We start from the raw sequence: 13495 nt of genomic DNA on the forward strand, positions 1-13495 counted from the left end.
TGTGCCCGGGCCCGGGCACAGCGGAGGCGGGACCGGTACGCCCCCGAAGCGGAAGGTCTCCGCGCTCGCCGCACCGGGCGAGCGCGTCGACTGCTCCGAGATCCGGCGCGGCCGCTGGGCCAGGTCGCCCGCGGCGCGCGCCGGTGGCTCAGTGGCCGGTGGCGCCGCCGTTGTCGCGGCGGTCGAGGGCGCGCTGGAGGGCGGCGGCGGCCTGCTTGCGGTCGGTCTCGTTCGAGCGGGGGGTGTGGCGGACGCGGTGGACGGTCTCGGCCATGGTGATCGACTCCTTGAGATCAGAATGATTTCAGGGCGCCGGAATGGGCGGGGAGCAGATGCCGCAGGGGTTACCTGCATGGGGCACGGGCTCGCGACCGCCGTTCGCTGATGGAGCGAGACGTTCGGCTTCCTCCAAGCTAAGCGAGACCGGACTGTCTGTCTCCACGATTACTCGGACTTCCTACTATCTGAGACGCGATCATGGCGGCAACGCTCCGAGCCCGGCACCTCGCCGGTCCCGGCCCGGAGCCTGTGAAGCCGGCCCCCGGCGCCCTACAGCAGGTCGCCGTCGCGCCAGTCGAAGAACAGCGCGCCGGAGGGGTCGGGGAGCCCGGCCCCGGCCGCCGGCCGCACATGGAGCGAGCCCTCCTCCTCCGGCAGCGGTACGACGCCGTCCGGACCCAGCGCGGCGATCCGGCCGGACCACACCTGCCACCCGCGCGCCGCGTACAGCGCCGCGCCGTCGTCGGACGCGCCGAGCGCGCCGAGTACGTACGCCCGGTCGATCACCCCCTCCAGCGTCCCCATCACCGCGTCCCCCAGCCCCTGCCTGCGGCGGTCGGCCCGCACCGCCACCCCTTCGACGTAACCGGTCCGCAGGGAGCGGCCGCGGTGCAGGACCCGGCGCTGGACGACGCTGCCGTGGGCGGCGAGGCCGTGCTCGTCGTGGACGAAGGCGTGCACACCGCCGACGGTGTGGTCCCAGTCGTCCTCGCCGAAGTCGCCCTCGAAAGCGGCGTCCAGGAGGGCGCGGACCGCGTGGAGCGTGGCGGGCGCGAGATCGGCGGTGTGGGCGGTACGGACCCGGACGGGACGCGTCCGGGCGGTGGACATCGGCTCAACCATGCACCGCACTCTCGCAGGTCCCGCCCGTACCGGGTACTCGGTTCCCTTCCGAGTACGCGCGCCGTGTCGTACGGGCCCCGCGCAGAAGAGTCGACCCCTTGGCGTGCCTTCCTCTCGGGCGTCCGCCACCAGCCCTGGACGGCATCCCCTTCACGGTGTACGCCGCCGGGGTGGGGGGCGGGCCCCGCGGGGCCCGCCCCCCTGAGCGCCGTCAGTACACGTTCACGCCGTACGCCGACAGGGCCTCCCTCACCGGCTGGTGAATGGCGGAGCCACTGGTCCCCGTACAGCCGGAGCTCCCCGAGTGGATCCCCAGAGCCACCCCGCCGGCGAAGTGCGCGCCGCCGCTGTCGCCGCCGGCCGAACAGGCGGTGGTGCGGACCATGCCGTAGACGGGGCCGTCGCCGTAGTTGACGGTGACGTTGACGGCGGTGACGGTGCCGCTGGTCACCTTGGTGGTGGAGCCGCTCTTCCTGAGGGCCTGGCCCACGACGGCGTTCGCGGCGGACGTGATGTCCTGGCGACTGCCGTTGTAGAGGTTGACGTCGCCCGCCGGAGCCGAGCCGTCCGTGTACCGCACGATGCCGTAGTCGTTGGTCGGGAAACTGGTGCCCTCACGGACGCCGATCACCGGACCGCCGGAGGCCGCCGACCAGCCGGCGGTGATGTTGGTGCAGTGGCCCGCGGTCACGAAGTAACGCGTGGTGCCCTTGGAGACGTTGAAGGCGGCCGAGCAGCGCGAGCCGCCGCCGTAGATCGCGTCGCCGCCCAGCACCTCGCGCTTGAAGGTCCCCGGTACGCGCGACACCCGCACGGCACCGTCCTGCGCGTCCGCGACCTTCTTCAGCCGGACCATCTCCCGCGCGGACACGGACCGGTCGGCCTCGACGCTGACCTGGTTGGTCCGGGGGTCGATGCCCCACGACGTACCGGTGATCTTCGCTCCGGTCTCCAGGGCGGCCATGGCCGCCTCCAGTCGTGCGGCGCTTCGCTCCACGCGCTTCGCCACGGCACCGGCCGCGCGGACCTGCTCGGCGGCGCGGTCGCTGGTGACGGTGACGGTGAGTTCACCGGTACGGCGGTCGATGTAGCTGCCCGCGGTGTCGTCGCCGAGCCGCTGGGAGAGCTCGGAGTCCAGGGCGTACGTCGCCGGGCCCGCGGTGGCTTCGGCGGCGGACCCGGCGCCTGCCGGGGCCGCGCCGAGGCCGAGGGCGCCGGCGGCCATTAAGGCGGTCAGGGCTGTGCGCGCACGGAGGGTGCGTCTCATGGGGGGATCTCCTCGGTCAGGTCTCCGTGGGGAACGGAAACACCGTTGAGGAATTTGACATGCTCATTGCCAATCCGCAAGACCGCGTCACCGCCCGGCGGACGCCGGTCACCACCCGGGGACGCCCGCACGCACCCCCACCGGTTTCGCCGCCCCCTTCGGGGCACACGCACTGCGATGAGGGAGGCGAAGTCATGAGCGCATGGGCACTCACCCGTCGCGGCAGGCGTACGGCCCGCCGCGCGTCGGACAGTTCGGCCCTGGAGGCCGCCGCGCGCTGGGGATTCACGGCGCGCGGGGTGCTCTACGTACTGGTCGGCGTACTGGCGCTCCGGATCGCGTTCGGCCAGGGCACGCAGGAGGCCGACCGCGGGGGCGCGCTCTCCGAGGTGGCCGGCCGGCCGCTGGGCTCCTTCCTGCTCTGGGCGCTGGGCATCGGGCTGGTCGGCATGGCGCTGTGGCGGCTCTCCGAAGCCCTCTTCGGCGCGGCGGGGCCCGACGGCCACAAGCCCCGCAAGCGCCTGCTGTCCCTGGCGCGTTTCTTCTTCTACGGCTTCGTGGCGTACACCGTGCTGTCGTTCGCGGCGGGCTCCCGGGGCAGCGGCAGCGGATCGAGCGACCAGCAGTCGGAGGACGTCACCGCCAGGGCCATGGAACTCCCGGCCGGCCAGTGGATCGTGGGCGTCGGCGGCCTGGCCATCGCGGTCACGGGGGTGTGGATCGCGGTCCGCGCCGCCCTGCGCAAGTACCACAAGCACCTGAAGATGGGCGAGCTGCGGGGCCGCACCCGCCAGGCCGTGGACGTCGCCGGTGTGGCGGGCGGCATCGCGCGGGGCGCGGTCTTCGCCGTGCTCGGCGGCTTCGCGGTCAAGGCGGCGGTCGACTACGAACCCGACAAGGCCAAGGGCATCGACGACACCCTCCGCTCCTTCGCCGGCACCCCGGCGGGGCCGTGGCTGCTGGCCCTGATAGCCGTGGGCCTGGCCCTGTTCGGCGTCTTCTCCTTCGCGATGGCCCGCTGGCGCAAGATCTGACACCCGGCTCCGCACGAAGCCGCCCCCGTCCGGTGTGGGGGCCGGGACGGGGGCGGGGGCTCGCGGGGCGGGCGGCCGGGGCCGCGCGCCGGGGCGGTCAGCCCTGGTGCGGGTAGGTGTAGTCGGTCGGCGGGACCAGGGTCTCCTTGATGGCCCGGGTCAGGGTCCAGCGCTGGAGGTTCTGGGGCGCGCCCGCCTTGTCGTTGGTGCCGGACGCGCGGCCGCCGCCGAAGGGCTGCTGGCCGACGACGGCGCCGGTCGACTTGTCGTTGATGTAGAAGTTGCCCGCGGCGTAGCGCAGCTTGTCCATCGTGTACGCGGCGGCCGCGCGGTCACCGGAGATGACCGAACCGGTCAGCGCATAGTCGGAGGCCGACTCCATCTGCTCCAGCATGGCGTCGTACTTCTCGTCCTCGTAGACGTGGACCGCCAGGATCGGACCGAAGTACTCGGTCGTGAAGACCTCGTTCTCCGGGTCCGTGCAGACGATGACCGTCGGGCGGACGAAGTAGCCGACCGAGTCGTCGTACGTACCGCCCGCGACGATCGTGCACGTCGGGTCGGCGGCGGCGCGGTCGATCGCCGCCTTGTTCTTGGCGAACGACCGCTCGTCGATGACGGCGCCGATGAAGTTCGACAGGTCGGTGACGTCGCCCATCGTGATGGCGTCGACCTCGGCCGCGAACTCCTCCTCGAAGCCGTCGTTCCAGATCGAGGCCGGGACGTACGCACGCGAGGACGCGGAGCACTTCTGGCCCTGGAACTCGAAGGAGCCGCGGGTCAGCGCGGTCTTCAGCACGGCGCGGTCGGCGCTCGGGTGCGCGACGACGAAGTCCTTGCCGCCCGTCTCGCCGACGAGGCGCGGGTACGTGCGGTACTTCTCGATGTTGTTGCCGACCGTCTTCCAGAGGTACTGGAAGGTCTTGGTCGAGCCGGTGAAGTGGATGCCGGCCAGGTCTCGGTGGTTGAGGGCGACCTCGGAGACCTCGATGCCGTCACCGGTGACCAGGTTGATGACGCCCCTGGGCAGACCGGCCTCCTCCAGCAGCCGCATCAGCAGCACGGCGGCGTGCGTCTGCGTCGGGGACGGCTTCCAGACCACGACGTTGCCCATCAGGGCGGGAGCGGTCGGCAGGTTGCCCGCGATGGCCGTGAAGTTGAAGGGCGTGATCGCGTAGACGAAGCCCTCCAGCGGACGGTGGTCCAGCCGGTTCCACACACCCGGGGCGTTCGCCGGCGGCTGCTCGGCGAGCAGGTCACGGGCGTACGCGACGTTGAAGCGCCAGAAGTCGACGAGCTCGCACGGGGTGTCGATCTCGGCCTGCTGGGCGGTCTTCGACTGGCCGAGCATGGTCGAGGCGGCGAGCGTCTCGCGCCACGGGCCCGCCAGCAGCTCGGCGGCGCGCAGGATGATCGCGGCGCGGTCGTCGAAGGACATCGCGCGCCACGCCGGAGCGGCGGCCAGCGCGGCGTCGATCGCGTCCTCGGCGTCCTGCCGCGTGGCGTGGGCGGCGGTGCCGAGGACGGCCTTGTGGTTGTGCGGCTGCACGACGTCGAAACGCTCGCCGCCGCCCATCCGCTTCTCACCGTTGATCGTCATCGGGAGGTCGACGGGGTTCTCGGCCAGCTCCTTGAGCTTGGCCTCGAGGCGCGCGCGCTCCGGCGAACCCGGGGCGTAGGTGTGCACCGGCTCGTTGACCGGGGCGGGGACCTGGGTCACAGCGTCCATGAGGTCCTTGACTCCTTTGTGAGGGGTGGAAGGGCTCGGCCCTTGGGTCAGCCTGGGTCGGTCTCGGGTCAGTTCTTGGTGATCATCGAGCGGACGAAGAACAGCAGGTTGGCCGGCTTCTCCGCGAGGCGCCGCATGAAGTAGCCGTACCAGTCGGTGCCGTACGCGGTGTACACACGCATCCGGTGGCCCTCCGCCGCGAGCCGCACGTGCTCCTCGCTGCGGATCCCGTACAGCATCTGGAACTCGTACTCATCCAGTTTGCGCCCCGCGCGCCGCGCGAGCTCCTGGCTGACGGCGATCAGCCGCGGGTCGTGCGACCCGATCATCGGGTACCCGTCGCCCGCCATGAGGATCTTCAGGATCCGGACGTACGCCTTGTCGATCTCGGCCCTGTCCTGGAACGCGACGGTGGCGGGCTCCTTGTAGGCACCCTTCACGATACGGACGCGGCTGCCGTTCGCGGCGAGGCGGCGCGCGTCGTCCTCGGTGCGGAACAGGTAGGCCTGGATCACGCAGCCGGTCTGCGGGAAGTCCTTCCGCAGCTCCTCGTGGATGGCGAACATCGAGTCGAGGGTGGTGTGGTCCTCGGCGTCCAGCGTGACCGTGGTGCCGATCGCGGCGGCGGCCTCGACGACCGGGCGGACGTTGGCGAGCGCCAGCTCATGGCCGGCCGGGAACGCGTGGGCGGGCCCGGAGGGCCCTCCGTCGAGGGTGGTGGCGCGCGACGGGAGGGACTGGCCGAACATCGACAGCTTCACGGACATCTCGGCCCGCTCGCCCAGCCCCAGACCCTTGAGGTGCTCGATCAGCTCCAGGTACGCGTCGCGGGCGGCAAGGGCCTGCTCGCGTGTGGTGATGTCCTCGCCCACGACGTCCAGGGTGACTTCCAGCCCCTTGCCGGCGGCGTCCTGGACGATCGGAACGACCTGCTCGACCGTCTCGCCGGCGATGAACCGGCCGACGACCTGCCTGGTCCCCGGAGCCGCCGACACGAAACGGCGCATTTTGTCGCTGCGCGAAGCGGCGAGGATCACGGGACCCAGCACGGGGCACCTCCACGGAAAAGACTTTCGAAGGGGCCGTGGCCGGGAAAGACCCGCACGGCACGGACAACCACCGTGAAATCTATGGATCGCTCGCATCGTGAACCATCGACAGCTGTCACGCATCCTCGGCCCGTACCTCATACAAATGTCTGAGGGGGTGCGAGAATGAGAAGCGTGAAAGGCGATTACCAGGACCTGGTCGACGAGATCTCGGCGCTGCTCGGCGCCCCCGCGACGCTGGAGGACCGCGATTTCCGGCTGATCGCGTTCGGCGCCCACGACAGCGGCAGCGGTTTCGACGAAACGACCCTGGACCCGGTCCGTACGCGCTCGATCCTCACCCGCCGCTCGACGGCCGAGGTGCGCGCCTGGTTCGAGAAGTTCGGCATCGCCACCGCGGAAAGCCCGGTGCACATCCCCGCCGACCCCGCCGCCGGGGTGCTGCGCGGCCGGCTCTGCCTTCCCGTACGGCACCGGGGGACGGTCCACGGTTACGTGTGGCTGCTCGCCGGGAGCGACGGTCCCCCGGCGCCCGTGCCGGCCCCGGCGATGGCGGCCTGCGCCCGGATCGGGGCGCTCCTGGCGGACGAGGCCCGCGCCCGCGCCGACCTCGGCCCGTACCTGCTGACCCTGCTCGCCCCGGAGTCCGCCGAGAGCCGGGCCTCCGCGCGGGCCTCACTGGGCGAGGCGCTGGGCGGCGGCGGCCCGTACGCCCTGCTGTGCGCCGCCCCCTGGGCTCAGCCCGTTCCGGGGGTGCGCACGGTCCCGGGCGCGGCCGCCCTCTGTCTGCTCCCGGTGCCCGGTCCGGCCGGCCCGCGCCTCGCCGCCCTGATCAGGATCCGTACCCGGTCCGACCTCTCCCCCGCGCACCTGGCGGCCGGCGGCCTGCTCGCCGCGGCGGGCCCGGTCGTCGGCATCGGCAATCCCGTACACGCGCCGGACGAGCTGCCCGGAGCCTGGCGGGAAGCCTCGGCCGCGGCCCGGGCGGCCCTGGCGCGACCCCGTCTCGGTCCGGTCGCGCAGTGGTCGGAGATCGGCCCGTACCGCCTGCTGGCCGCACTCCCCGACAGCGGACCCGGCCATCCCGTCGACCCTGCCGTACGCCCGTTGCTGGAACCCGCGCACGCCGAACTCGCCCGTACGGCCGAAGTGTTCCTGGACTGCGCCGGCCAGGCGGGCCGCACCGCGAGCACACTGAGCATCCACCGCCAGACGCTCTACTACCGCCTGTCACGCGTGGAACAGCTCACCGGGCTCGACCTCCACGACGGCGAGGACCGGCTGCTGCTGCACATGTCCCTCAAGGCGGCCCGGCTGTGAACCACGAGGTCACGGTGCAGTGGGTGCACACCGTGTGGACGAAGAAGTCGCGGGGCGGCCCTCCTGCCGCCGTCCGCAACGCGGCACCGGCCGGCTTCCGGCTGCCCGAGGCCGACAGGCCGTTCGCGCACCGCGTCGAGATGCGCGAGGAGGACGCTTTCACTCCACGGGACCGGGTCGACGACCTCCGCAGCGCCAACCTCCGCCTGCGGCAGACCGACGGCCGGCTGGTCGTCCAGCCGCGCCTCGGGCCCCTGTTCACCGCTCCGCCCCGGCCGCGCAGACCCCCCGGAGCAGGGCTCGCGCCCGGCGAATGGGTCCGGTGGCAGCTCAACCACCGCTTCAGCAGCGCGCTCGGGATCCGCGGCTGGACGTACTGGCTGGACACTTTCAACGTGGCGTACGGGCCGTGCTCCCCGGACGTCTTCCTCGGCACCCCCACCCGCTACGTCGACGAGCGCGGGCCGCTGCGCTGAAAACGCCCGTACCCGGCACCCGGAACACCGCGCGAGGCGTGGGTCCGCGTACCGGGTACGGGAAAGCGCAGCCGGGTCAGTCGGCCAGGTTCACGAAGCGGGCCGAGGCCGCGCCGATCTCCTCGGCGATCTCGGTGAGAACGGCCTGCGGAACGGTGTCGTCCACGGAGAGGACGGCCAGTGCCTCGCCGCCCTGGTCCGCGCGCGAGACCTGCATGCCCGCGATGTTGAGCCCGGCCTCGCCGAGGATGCGGCCGAGCGTGCCGACGACGCCCGGGCGGTCCTGGTAGCGCAGGACGACCATGTGGTCGGCCAGCGTCAGGTCGATGTCGTGCTCACCGACGGCGACGATCTTCTGGAGGTGCTTGGGCCCGGCCAGCGTGCCGGAGACCGAGACCTCCTCCCCGCCGGAGAGCGTGCCGCGCACGGTGACGACGTTGCGGTGGTCCGGGGACTCCGAGCTCGTCGTGAGACGCACCTCGACACCGCGCTCCTGCGCGAAGAGCGGCGCGTTGACGTAACTCACCGTCTCGTCGACGACGTCCTCGAACACGCCCTTCAGGGCGGACAGTTCGAGCACCTTCACGTCGTGCTGGGTGATCTCGCCGTACACCTCGACGTCGAGGCGCACCGCGACCTCGCCCGCGAGCGCGGTGAACATCCGACCGAGCTTCTCGGCGAGCGGCAGGCCGGGGCGTACGTCCTCGGCGATGACACCGCCCTGGACGTTGACCGCGTCCGGCACGAGCTCACCGGCGAGCGCGAGGCGCACGGACTTGGCGACCGCGATGCCCGCCTTCTCCTGGGCCTCGTCGGTGGAGGCGCCGAGGTGCGGCGTGCAGACGACCTGGTCGAGCTCGAACAGCGGGGAGTCGGTGCAGGGCTCCTTCGCGTACACGTCGAGACCCGCACCGGCGACCCGGCCCTCCTTGAGGGCGGAGTACAGCGCGGCCTCGTCGACGATGCCGCCGCGGGCGGCGTTGACGATGCGGACCTCGGGCTTGACCTTGTGGAGCGCTTCGTCGCCGATGAGGCCGAGCGTCTCGGGGGTCTTGGGGAGGTGGACGGTGATGAAGTCCGACACCGCGAGCAGCTCGTCGAGCGAGAGCAGCTTGACGCCCATCTGGGCGGCGCGCGCGGGCTGCACGTAGGGGTCGTACGCGACGATCTTCATGCCGAAGGCCGACATGCGCTGCGCGACCAGGACACCGATGCGGCCGAGGCCGACGACGCCCAGGGTCTTCTCGCTCAGCTCGACGCCCGTGTACTTGGAGCGCTTCCACTCGCCGTTCTTCAGGGCGGTGTTGGCCTGCGGGATGTTGCGCGCGGTGGCGACGAGCAGACCGCAGGCGAGCTCGGCGGCGGTGACGATGTTCGACGTCGGCGCGTTGACGACCATCACGCCGGCCTTGGTGGCGGCGGAGACGTCGACGTTGTCGAGGCCGACGCCGGCGCGGGCGACGACACGGAGCTTCTTCGCCGCGGCGATGGCCTCGGCGTCGACCTTGGTGGCGGAGCGGACGAGAATCGCGTCCACGTCGGCGATGGCCGGCAGGAGCTCTGCCCGGTCGGCGCCGTTGCAGTGCCGGATCTCGAAGTCCGGGCCCAGGGCGTCGACTGTGGCCGGCGACAGCTCTTCAGCGATGAGTACGACAGGTTTCGAGCTCACGTGAGTCCTCACTGGTCCATGGGGGCCCCGCCCGTGCTCTCAAAGCTACGGGGAGGACGGCCGTCCCGACGGCCGCAGGCGGTGGAGGGGCTAGCCGCGTGGAAGACGCACGACGCTGTGGGCCTGACGCGTGTATGTATGAAGCAGTCTAGTGGCGCCGGACGGCTGGTCTTCCGCCTCGGCGGAAGGATCACCCGTCCGTGGCTGGACGTTCTGTCCAGTTGCGCGCGAAGGGCCGCGGCGATGCGCCGCGGCCCTTCGTGCCGGAGACTTACGCCTCGTCGTTGTCGACCCAGCTCATGAGCTTGCGGAGCTCCTTGCCGGTGGTCTCCAGCAGGTGCTCGGAGTCCTGCGTCTTGTACTCGTTGTACTTCTTCAGCCCGCCGTGGTACTCGTCCATCCAGTTCTTGGCGAACGTGCCGTCCTGGATCTCGGCGAGGACCTTCTTCATCTCGGCCTTGGTCTGGTCGGTGATGACGCGGGGGCCGGTGATGTAGTCGCCCCACTCGGCGGTCTCGGAGACCGACCAGCGCATCTTCTCCAGGCCGCCCTCGTACATGAGGTCCACGATGAGCTTCAGCTCGTGCAGGCACTCGAAGTACGCGATCTCCGGCTGGTAGCCGGCCTCGACCAGGGTCTCGAAGCCCGCCTTGACGAGCGCCGACGCACCGCCGCAGAGCACGGCCTGCTCACCGAACAGGTCGGTCTCGGTCTCCTCGGTGAAGGTCGTCTTGATGACGCCCGCGCGGGTGCCGCCGATGGCCTTGGCGTACGAGAGGGCCAGCGCGAAGGCGTTGCCGGTGGCGTCCTGCTCGACGGCGGCGATCGCCGGAACGCCGCGGCCTTCCTCGTACTGACGGCGGACCAGGTGGCCCGGGCCCTTGGGGGCGACGAGCGCGACGTCGACGCCGGCCGGGGCCTTGATGAAGCCGAAGCGGACGTTGAAGCCGTGGGCGAAGAACAGCGCGTCGCCGTCCTTCAGGTTGTCCTTGACGGACTCCTCGTAGACCTGGGCCTGGATCGGGTCCGGGATCAGGATCATGATGACGTCGGCCTCGGCCGCGGCCTCGGCCGGCGTGACCACGCGCAGGCCCTGCTCCTCGGCCTTCGCCTTGGACTTGGAGCCCTCGTGCAGACCGACGCGGACGTCGACACCCGAGTCACGGAGCGACAGCGCGTGGGCGTGGCCCTGGCTGCCGTAACCGATCACCGCGACCTTGCGGCCCTGGATGATGGACAGGTCGGCATCGTCGTCGTAGAACAGCTCGGCCACTGGGATTCTCCTTGTGTGCTGGTGGTGCGTCCCACCGTACGGCGGGGTGCGGAATGAAGGATTTGGGGTCTCGCCATACGAACAGCGGGACCGGAACGGGATCAGGCCGAGCGGTCGAGGGCCCGCAGGCTGCGGTCGGTGATCGACCGGGAGCCGCGCCCTATGGCGATCGTGCCGGACTGGACGAGCTCCTTGATGCCGAACTGCTCCAGCATCTTGAGCATCGCTTCGAGCTTGTCGGCGCCGCCCGTCGCCTCGATCGTCACGGCCTCGGGTGAGACGTCGACGGTCTTGGCACGGAACAGCTGGACGATCTCGACGATCTGCGAGCGGGTCTCGTTGTCGGCCCGCACCTTCACGAGGACGAGCTCGCGCTGGACCGCGGCGCCGGGCTCGAGTTCGACGATCTTCAGTACGTTGACGAGCTTGTTCAGCTGCTTCGTCACCTGCTCCAGCGGCAGGGCCTCGATCACGTTCACCACGATGGTGATGCGCGAGATCTCGGGGTGCTCGGTGGTGCCGACCGCGAGGGAGTCGATGTTGAACCCGCGGCGGGAGAACAGGGCCGTGATCCGGGCGAGGACGCCCGGCTTGTTCTCGACCAGGACGGAGAGGGTGTGCTTGGACATGGGCGTTGGGTCTCTCTCTCGTCTGCTCAGTCGTCTTCGTTGTCGCCGAAGTCGGGGCGGACCCCGCGGGCGGCCATGACCTCGTCGTTGGAGGTGCCTGCGGCCACCATCGGCCACACCATGGCGTCCTCGTGCACGATGAAGTCGACCACGACCGGACGGTCGTTGACGGCATTGGCCTCGGCGATCACCTTGTCGAGATCGGCCGGGTCCTCACAGCGGATCGCGTGGCAGCCCATGGCCTCGGACAGCTTCACGAAGTCCGGGACGCGGGTGCCGGCGCTGGGCTGCCTGCCGTCGGCGTCCGGGCCGCTGTGCAGCACGGTGTTGGAGTAGCGCTGGTTGTAGAAGAGGGTCTGCCACTGGCGGACCATCCCGAGCGCGCCGTTGTTGATGATCGCGACCTTGATCGGGATGTTGTTGAGCGCGCAGGTGGTGAGTTCCTGGTTGGTCATCTGGAAGCAGCCGTCGCCGTCGATGGCCCAGACCGTACGCTCCGGCATGCCGGCCTTGGCGCCCATGGCGGCCGGGACGGCGTACCCCATCGTGCCCGCGCCGCCGGAGTTGAGCCAGGTGGCGGGCTGCTCGTACTGGATGAAGTGCGAGGCCCACATCTGGTGCTGGCCGACGCCCGCGGCGTAGATCGTCCCCTCGGGGGCGAGCTGGCCGATGCGCTGGATGACCTGCTGCGGGGAGAGCTGGCCGTTCTCCGGCAGGTCGTAGCCGAGCGGGTAGGTGTCCCGCCAGCGGTTGAGATCGTGCCACCAGGCTTCGTAGTCGCCGGTGTGGCCCTCGGTGTGCTCGGCCTGGACGGCCTGGACGAGGTCGGCGATGACCTCGCGGGCGTCACCGACGATCGGCACGTCCGCGGCCCGGTTCTTGCCGATCTCGGCCGGGTCGATGTCGGCGTGGACGATCTTGGCGTACGGGGCGAAGCTGTCCAGCTTGCCGGTGACACGGTCGTCGAAGCGGGCTCCGAGGGCGACGATCAGGTCGGCCCGCTGCAGCGCGGTGACGGCGGTGACCGCTCCGTGCATGCCCGGCATTCCCACGTGCAGCGGGTGGCTGTCGGGGAAGGAGCCCAGCGCCATCAGGGTGGTGGTGACGGGGGCGCCGGTGAGCTCGGCGAGGACCTTCAGCTCCGCGGTGGCGTTCGCCTTCATGACACCGCCGCCGACGTACAGCACGGGCCGCTTGGCCTGGACGATCAGCTTGGCGGCCTCGCGGATCTGCTTGGCGTGCGGCTTGGTGACCGGGCGGTAGCCGGGCAGGTCCTGGCCGGGCGGCCAGCTGAACGTGGTCTTCGCCTGGAGGGCGTCCTTGGCGATGTCGACCAGGACCGGGCCCGGGCGGCCCGTCGAGGCGATGTGGAAGGCCTCGGCGATGGTGCGCGGGATGTCCTCGGCCTTGGTGACCAGGAAGTTGTGCTTGGTGATCGGCATCGTGATGCCGACGATGTCCGCCTCCTGGAAGGCGTCCGTGCCGATCGCCTTGGAGGCCACCTGGCCGGTGATCGCGACCATGGGGACGGAGTCCATGTGGGCGTCGGCGATCGGTGTGACCAGGTTCGTGGCGCCGGGCCCCGAAGTGGCCATGCACACGCCGACCTTGCCGGTGGCCTGCGCGTAACCGGTCGCCGCGTGGCCCGCGCCCTGCTCGTGGCGGACCAGGACGTGGCGGACCTTCGTGGAGTCCATCAGCGGGTCGTACGCCGGCAGGATGGCGCCGCCGGGAATGCCGAATACCGTGTCGGCGCCCACTTCCTCGAGAGAGCGGATGAGCGACTGGGCGCCCGTCACGTGCTCGACAGCGGTGGCGTGGTTTCCGCCGTTGCGGGGCCGCGGCTGCGGATGGTGGGCCCCGGAGGCCTGCTCGGTCATCGGCATTCTCTTCTCGAAGCTGAGGGTTTTGCGAGGGTTTGGGGAGT

General features: G+C 71.0%; 12 protein-coding genes. 3 read left to right on the plus strand and 9 right to left on the minus strand.

The genetic code is table 11. From position 1 onward, the window contains the following. Nucleotides 1-148: 148 nt before the first annotated feature. The 3 genes from ABD374_RS07170 to ABD374_RS07180 all read right to left on the minus strand — a co-directional run bounded on the left by ABD374_RS07170 (nt 149) and on the right by ABD374_RS07180 (nt 2389). Nucleotides 149-274: a hypothetical protein gene (locus ABD374_RS07170; protein WP_093798864.1), complete on the minus strand. Its 126-nt coding sequence runs from the start codon at nt 272-274 to the stop codon at nt 149-151. Nucleotides 275-549: 275 nt separating this feature from the next. Continuing rightward, nucleotides 550-1122, minus strand: a complete 573-nt coding sequence (locus tag ABD374_RS07175; protein ID WP_344492483.1) for a GNAT family N-acetyltransferase — start codon at nt 1120-1122, stop codon at nt 550-552. 211 nt (nt 1123-1333) lie between these two features. Continuing rightward, nucleotides 1334-2389, minus strand: coding sequence for a S1 family peptidase (locus tag ABD374_RS07180; protein ID WP_344492484.1), 1056 nt, complete (start codon nt 2387-2389; stop codon nt 1334-1336). Nucleotides 2390-2583: 194 nt separating this feature from the next. On the opposite strand from ABD374_RS07180, the gene ABD374_RS07185 reads away from it, so the two are divergent. After that, on the plus strand, nt 2584-3423 hold the full coding sequence (locus ABD374_RS07185) for a DUF1206 domain-containing protein (RefSeq protein ID WP_344492487.1): 840 nt from the start codon (nt 2584-2586) through the stop codon (nt 3421-3423). 97 nt (nt 3424-3520) lie between these two features. Here ABD374_RS07185 and pruA read toward each other — a convergent pair whose 3' ends face one another. Together pruA and ABD374_RS07195 are read right to left on the minus strand one after the other, a co-directional pair. Further along, nucleotides 3521-5152: an L-glutamate gamma-semialdehyde dehydrogenase gene (pruA, locus tag ABD374_RS07190; protein WP_344492490.1), complete on the minus strand. Its 1632-nt coding sequence runs from the start codon at nt 5150-5152 to the stop codon at nt 3521-3523. A gap of 68 nt (nt 5153-5220) precedes the next feature. Continuing rightward, nucleotides 5221-6201: a proline dehydrogenase family protein gene (locus ABD374_RS07195; protein ID WP_344492492.1), complete on the minus strand. Its 981-nt coding sequence runs from the start codon at nt 6199-6201 to the stop codon at nt 5221-5223. Between the two features lie 174 nt (nt 6202-6375). Here ABD374_RS07195 and ABD374_RS07200 point away from each other — a divergent pair, with 174 nt between their 5' ends. After that, complete coding sequence (locus tag ABD374_RS07200; RefSeq protein WP_344492495.1) at nt 6376-7521, plus strand: PucR family transcriptional regulator; 1146 nt, start codon at nt 6376-6378, stop codon at nt 7519-7521. After that, entirely contained in the window at nt 7518-7997 is a 480-nt protein-coding gene (locus tag ABD374_RS07205) for a hypothetical protein (RefSeq protein WP_344492498.1), read from the plus strand. Before ABD374_RS07200 ends, ABD374_RS07205 begins: the two co-directional genes overlap by 4 nt. 76 nt (nt 7998-8073) lie before the next feature. On the opposite strand, the gene serA is transcribed toward ABD374_RS07205, so the two are convergent. From serA to ABD374_RS07225, 4 genes are all read right to left on the minus strand, one after another. Continuing rightward, on the minus strand, nt 8074-9666 hold the full coding sequence (gene serA, locus ABD374_RS07210; RefSeq protein ID WP_344492501.1) for a phosphoglycerate dehydrogenase: 1593 nt from the start codon (nt 9664-9666) through the stop codon (nt 8074-8076). Nucleotides 9667-9937: 271 nt separating this feature from the next. Then, a complete protein-coding gene (gene ilvC / locus ABD374_RS07215) occupies nt 9938-10939 on the minus strand; it encodes a ketol-acid reductoisomerase (RefSeq protein ID WP_344492504.1) in 1002 nt (333 codons plus the stop codon). A 101-nt stretch (nt 10940-11040) separates the two neighbouring features. Next, the gene (gene ilvN / locus ABD374_RS07220; RefSeq protein WP_344492507.1) at nt 11041-11568 is read right to left on the minus strand and encodes an acetolactate synthase small subunit; all 528 of its coding nucleotides are present in this window, start codon (nt 11566-11568) and stop codon (nt 11041-11043) included. A 26-nt stretch (nt 11569-11594) separates the two neighbouring features. Further along, nucleotides 11595-13454 (minus strand): acetolactate synthase large subunit, encoded by a 1860-nt coding sequence (locus ABD374_RS07225; protein ID WP_344492510.1) that lies wholly within the window; start codon nt 13452-13454, stop codon nt 11595-11597. Between the last annotated feature and the right edge of the window lie 41 nt (nt 13455-13495).

This window comes from Streptomyces enissocaesilis (assembly GCF_039533765.1).
Lineage (GTDB): Bacteria > Actinomycetota > Actinomycetes > Streptomycetales > Streptomycetaceae > Streptomyces > Streptomyces enissocaesilis.

Coding starts and splice junctions, on each gene's coding strand:
- ABD374_RS07175 (WP_344492483.1), bottom strand. CDS start 1,122: ATGGTTGAGCCGATGTCCACCGCCCGGACGCGTCCCGTCCGGGTCCGT.
- ABD374_RS07225 (WP_344492510.1), bottom strand. CDS start 13,454: ATGCCGATGACCGAGCAGGCCTCCGGGGCCCACCATCCGCAGCCGCGG.
- ilvN (WP_344492507.1), bottom strand. CDS start 11,568: ATGTCCAAGCACACCCTCTCCGTCCTGGTCGAGAACAAGCCGGGCGTC.
- ABD374_RS07185 (WP_344492487.1), top strand. CDS start 2,584: ATGAGCGCATGGGCACTCACCCGTCGCGGCAGGCGTACGGCCCGCCGC.
- pruA (WP_344492490.1), bottom strand. CDS start 5,152: ATGGACGCTGTGACCCAGGTCCCCGCCCCGGTCAACGAGCCGGTGCAC.
- ABD374_RS07180 (WP_344492484.1), bottom strand. CDS start 2,389: ATGAGACGCACCCTCCGTGCGCGCACAGCCCTGACCGCCTTAATGGCC.
- ABD374_RS07170 (WP_093798864.1), bottom strand. CDS start 274: ATGGCCGAGACCGTCCACCGCGTCCGCCACACCCCCCGCTCGAACGAG.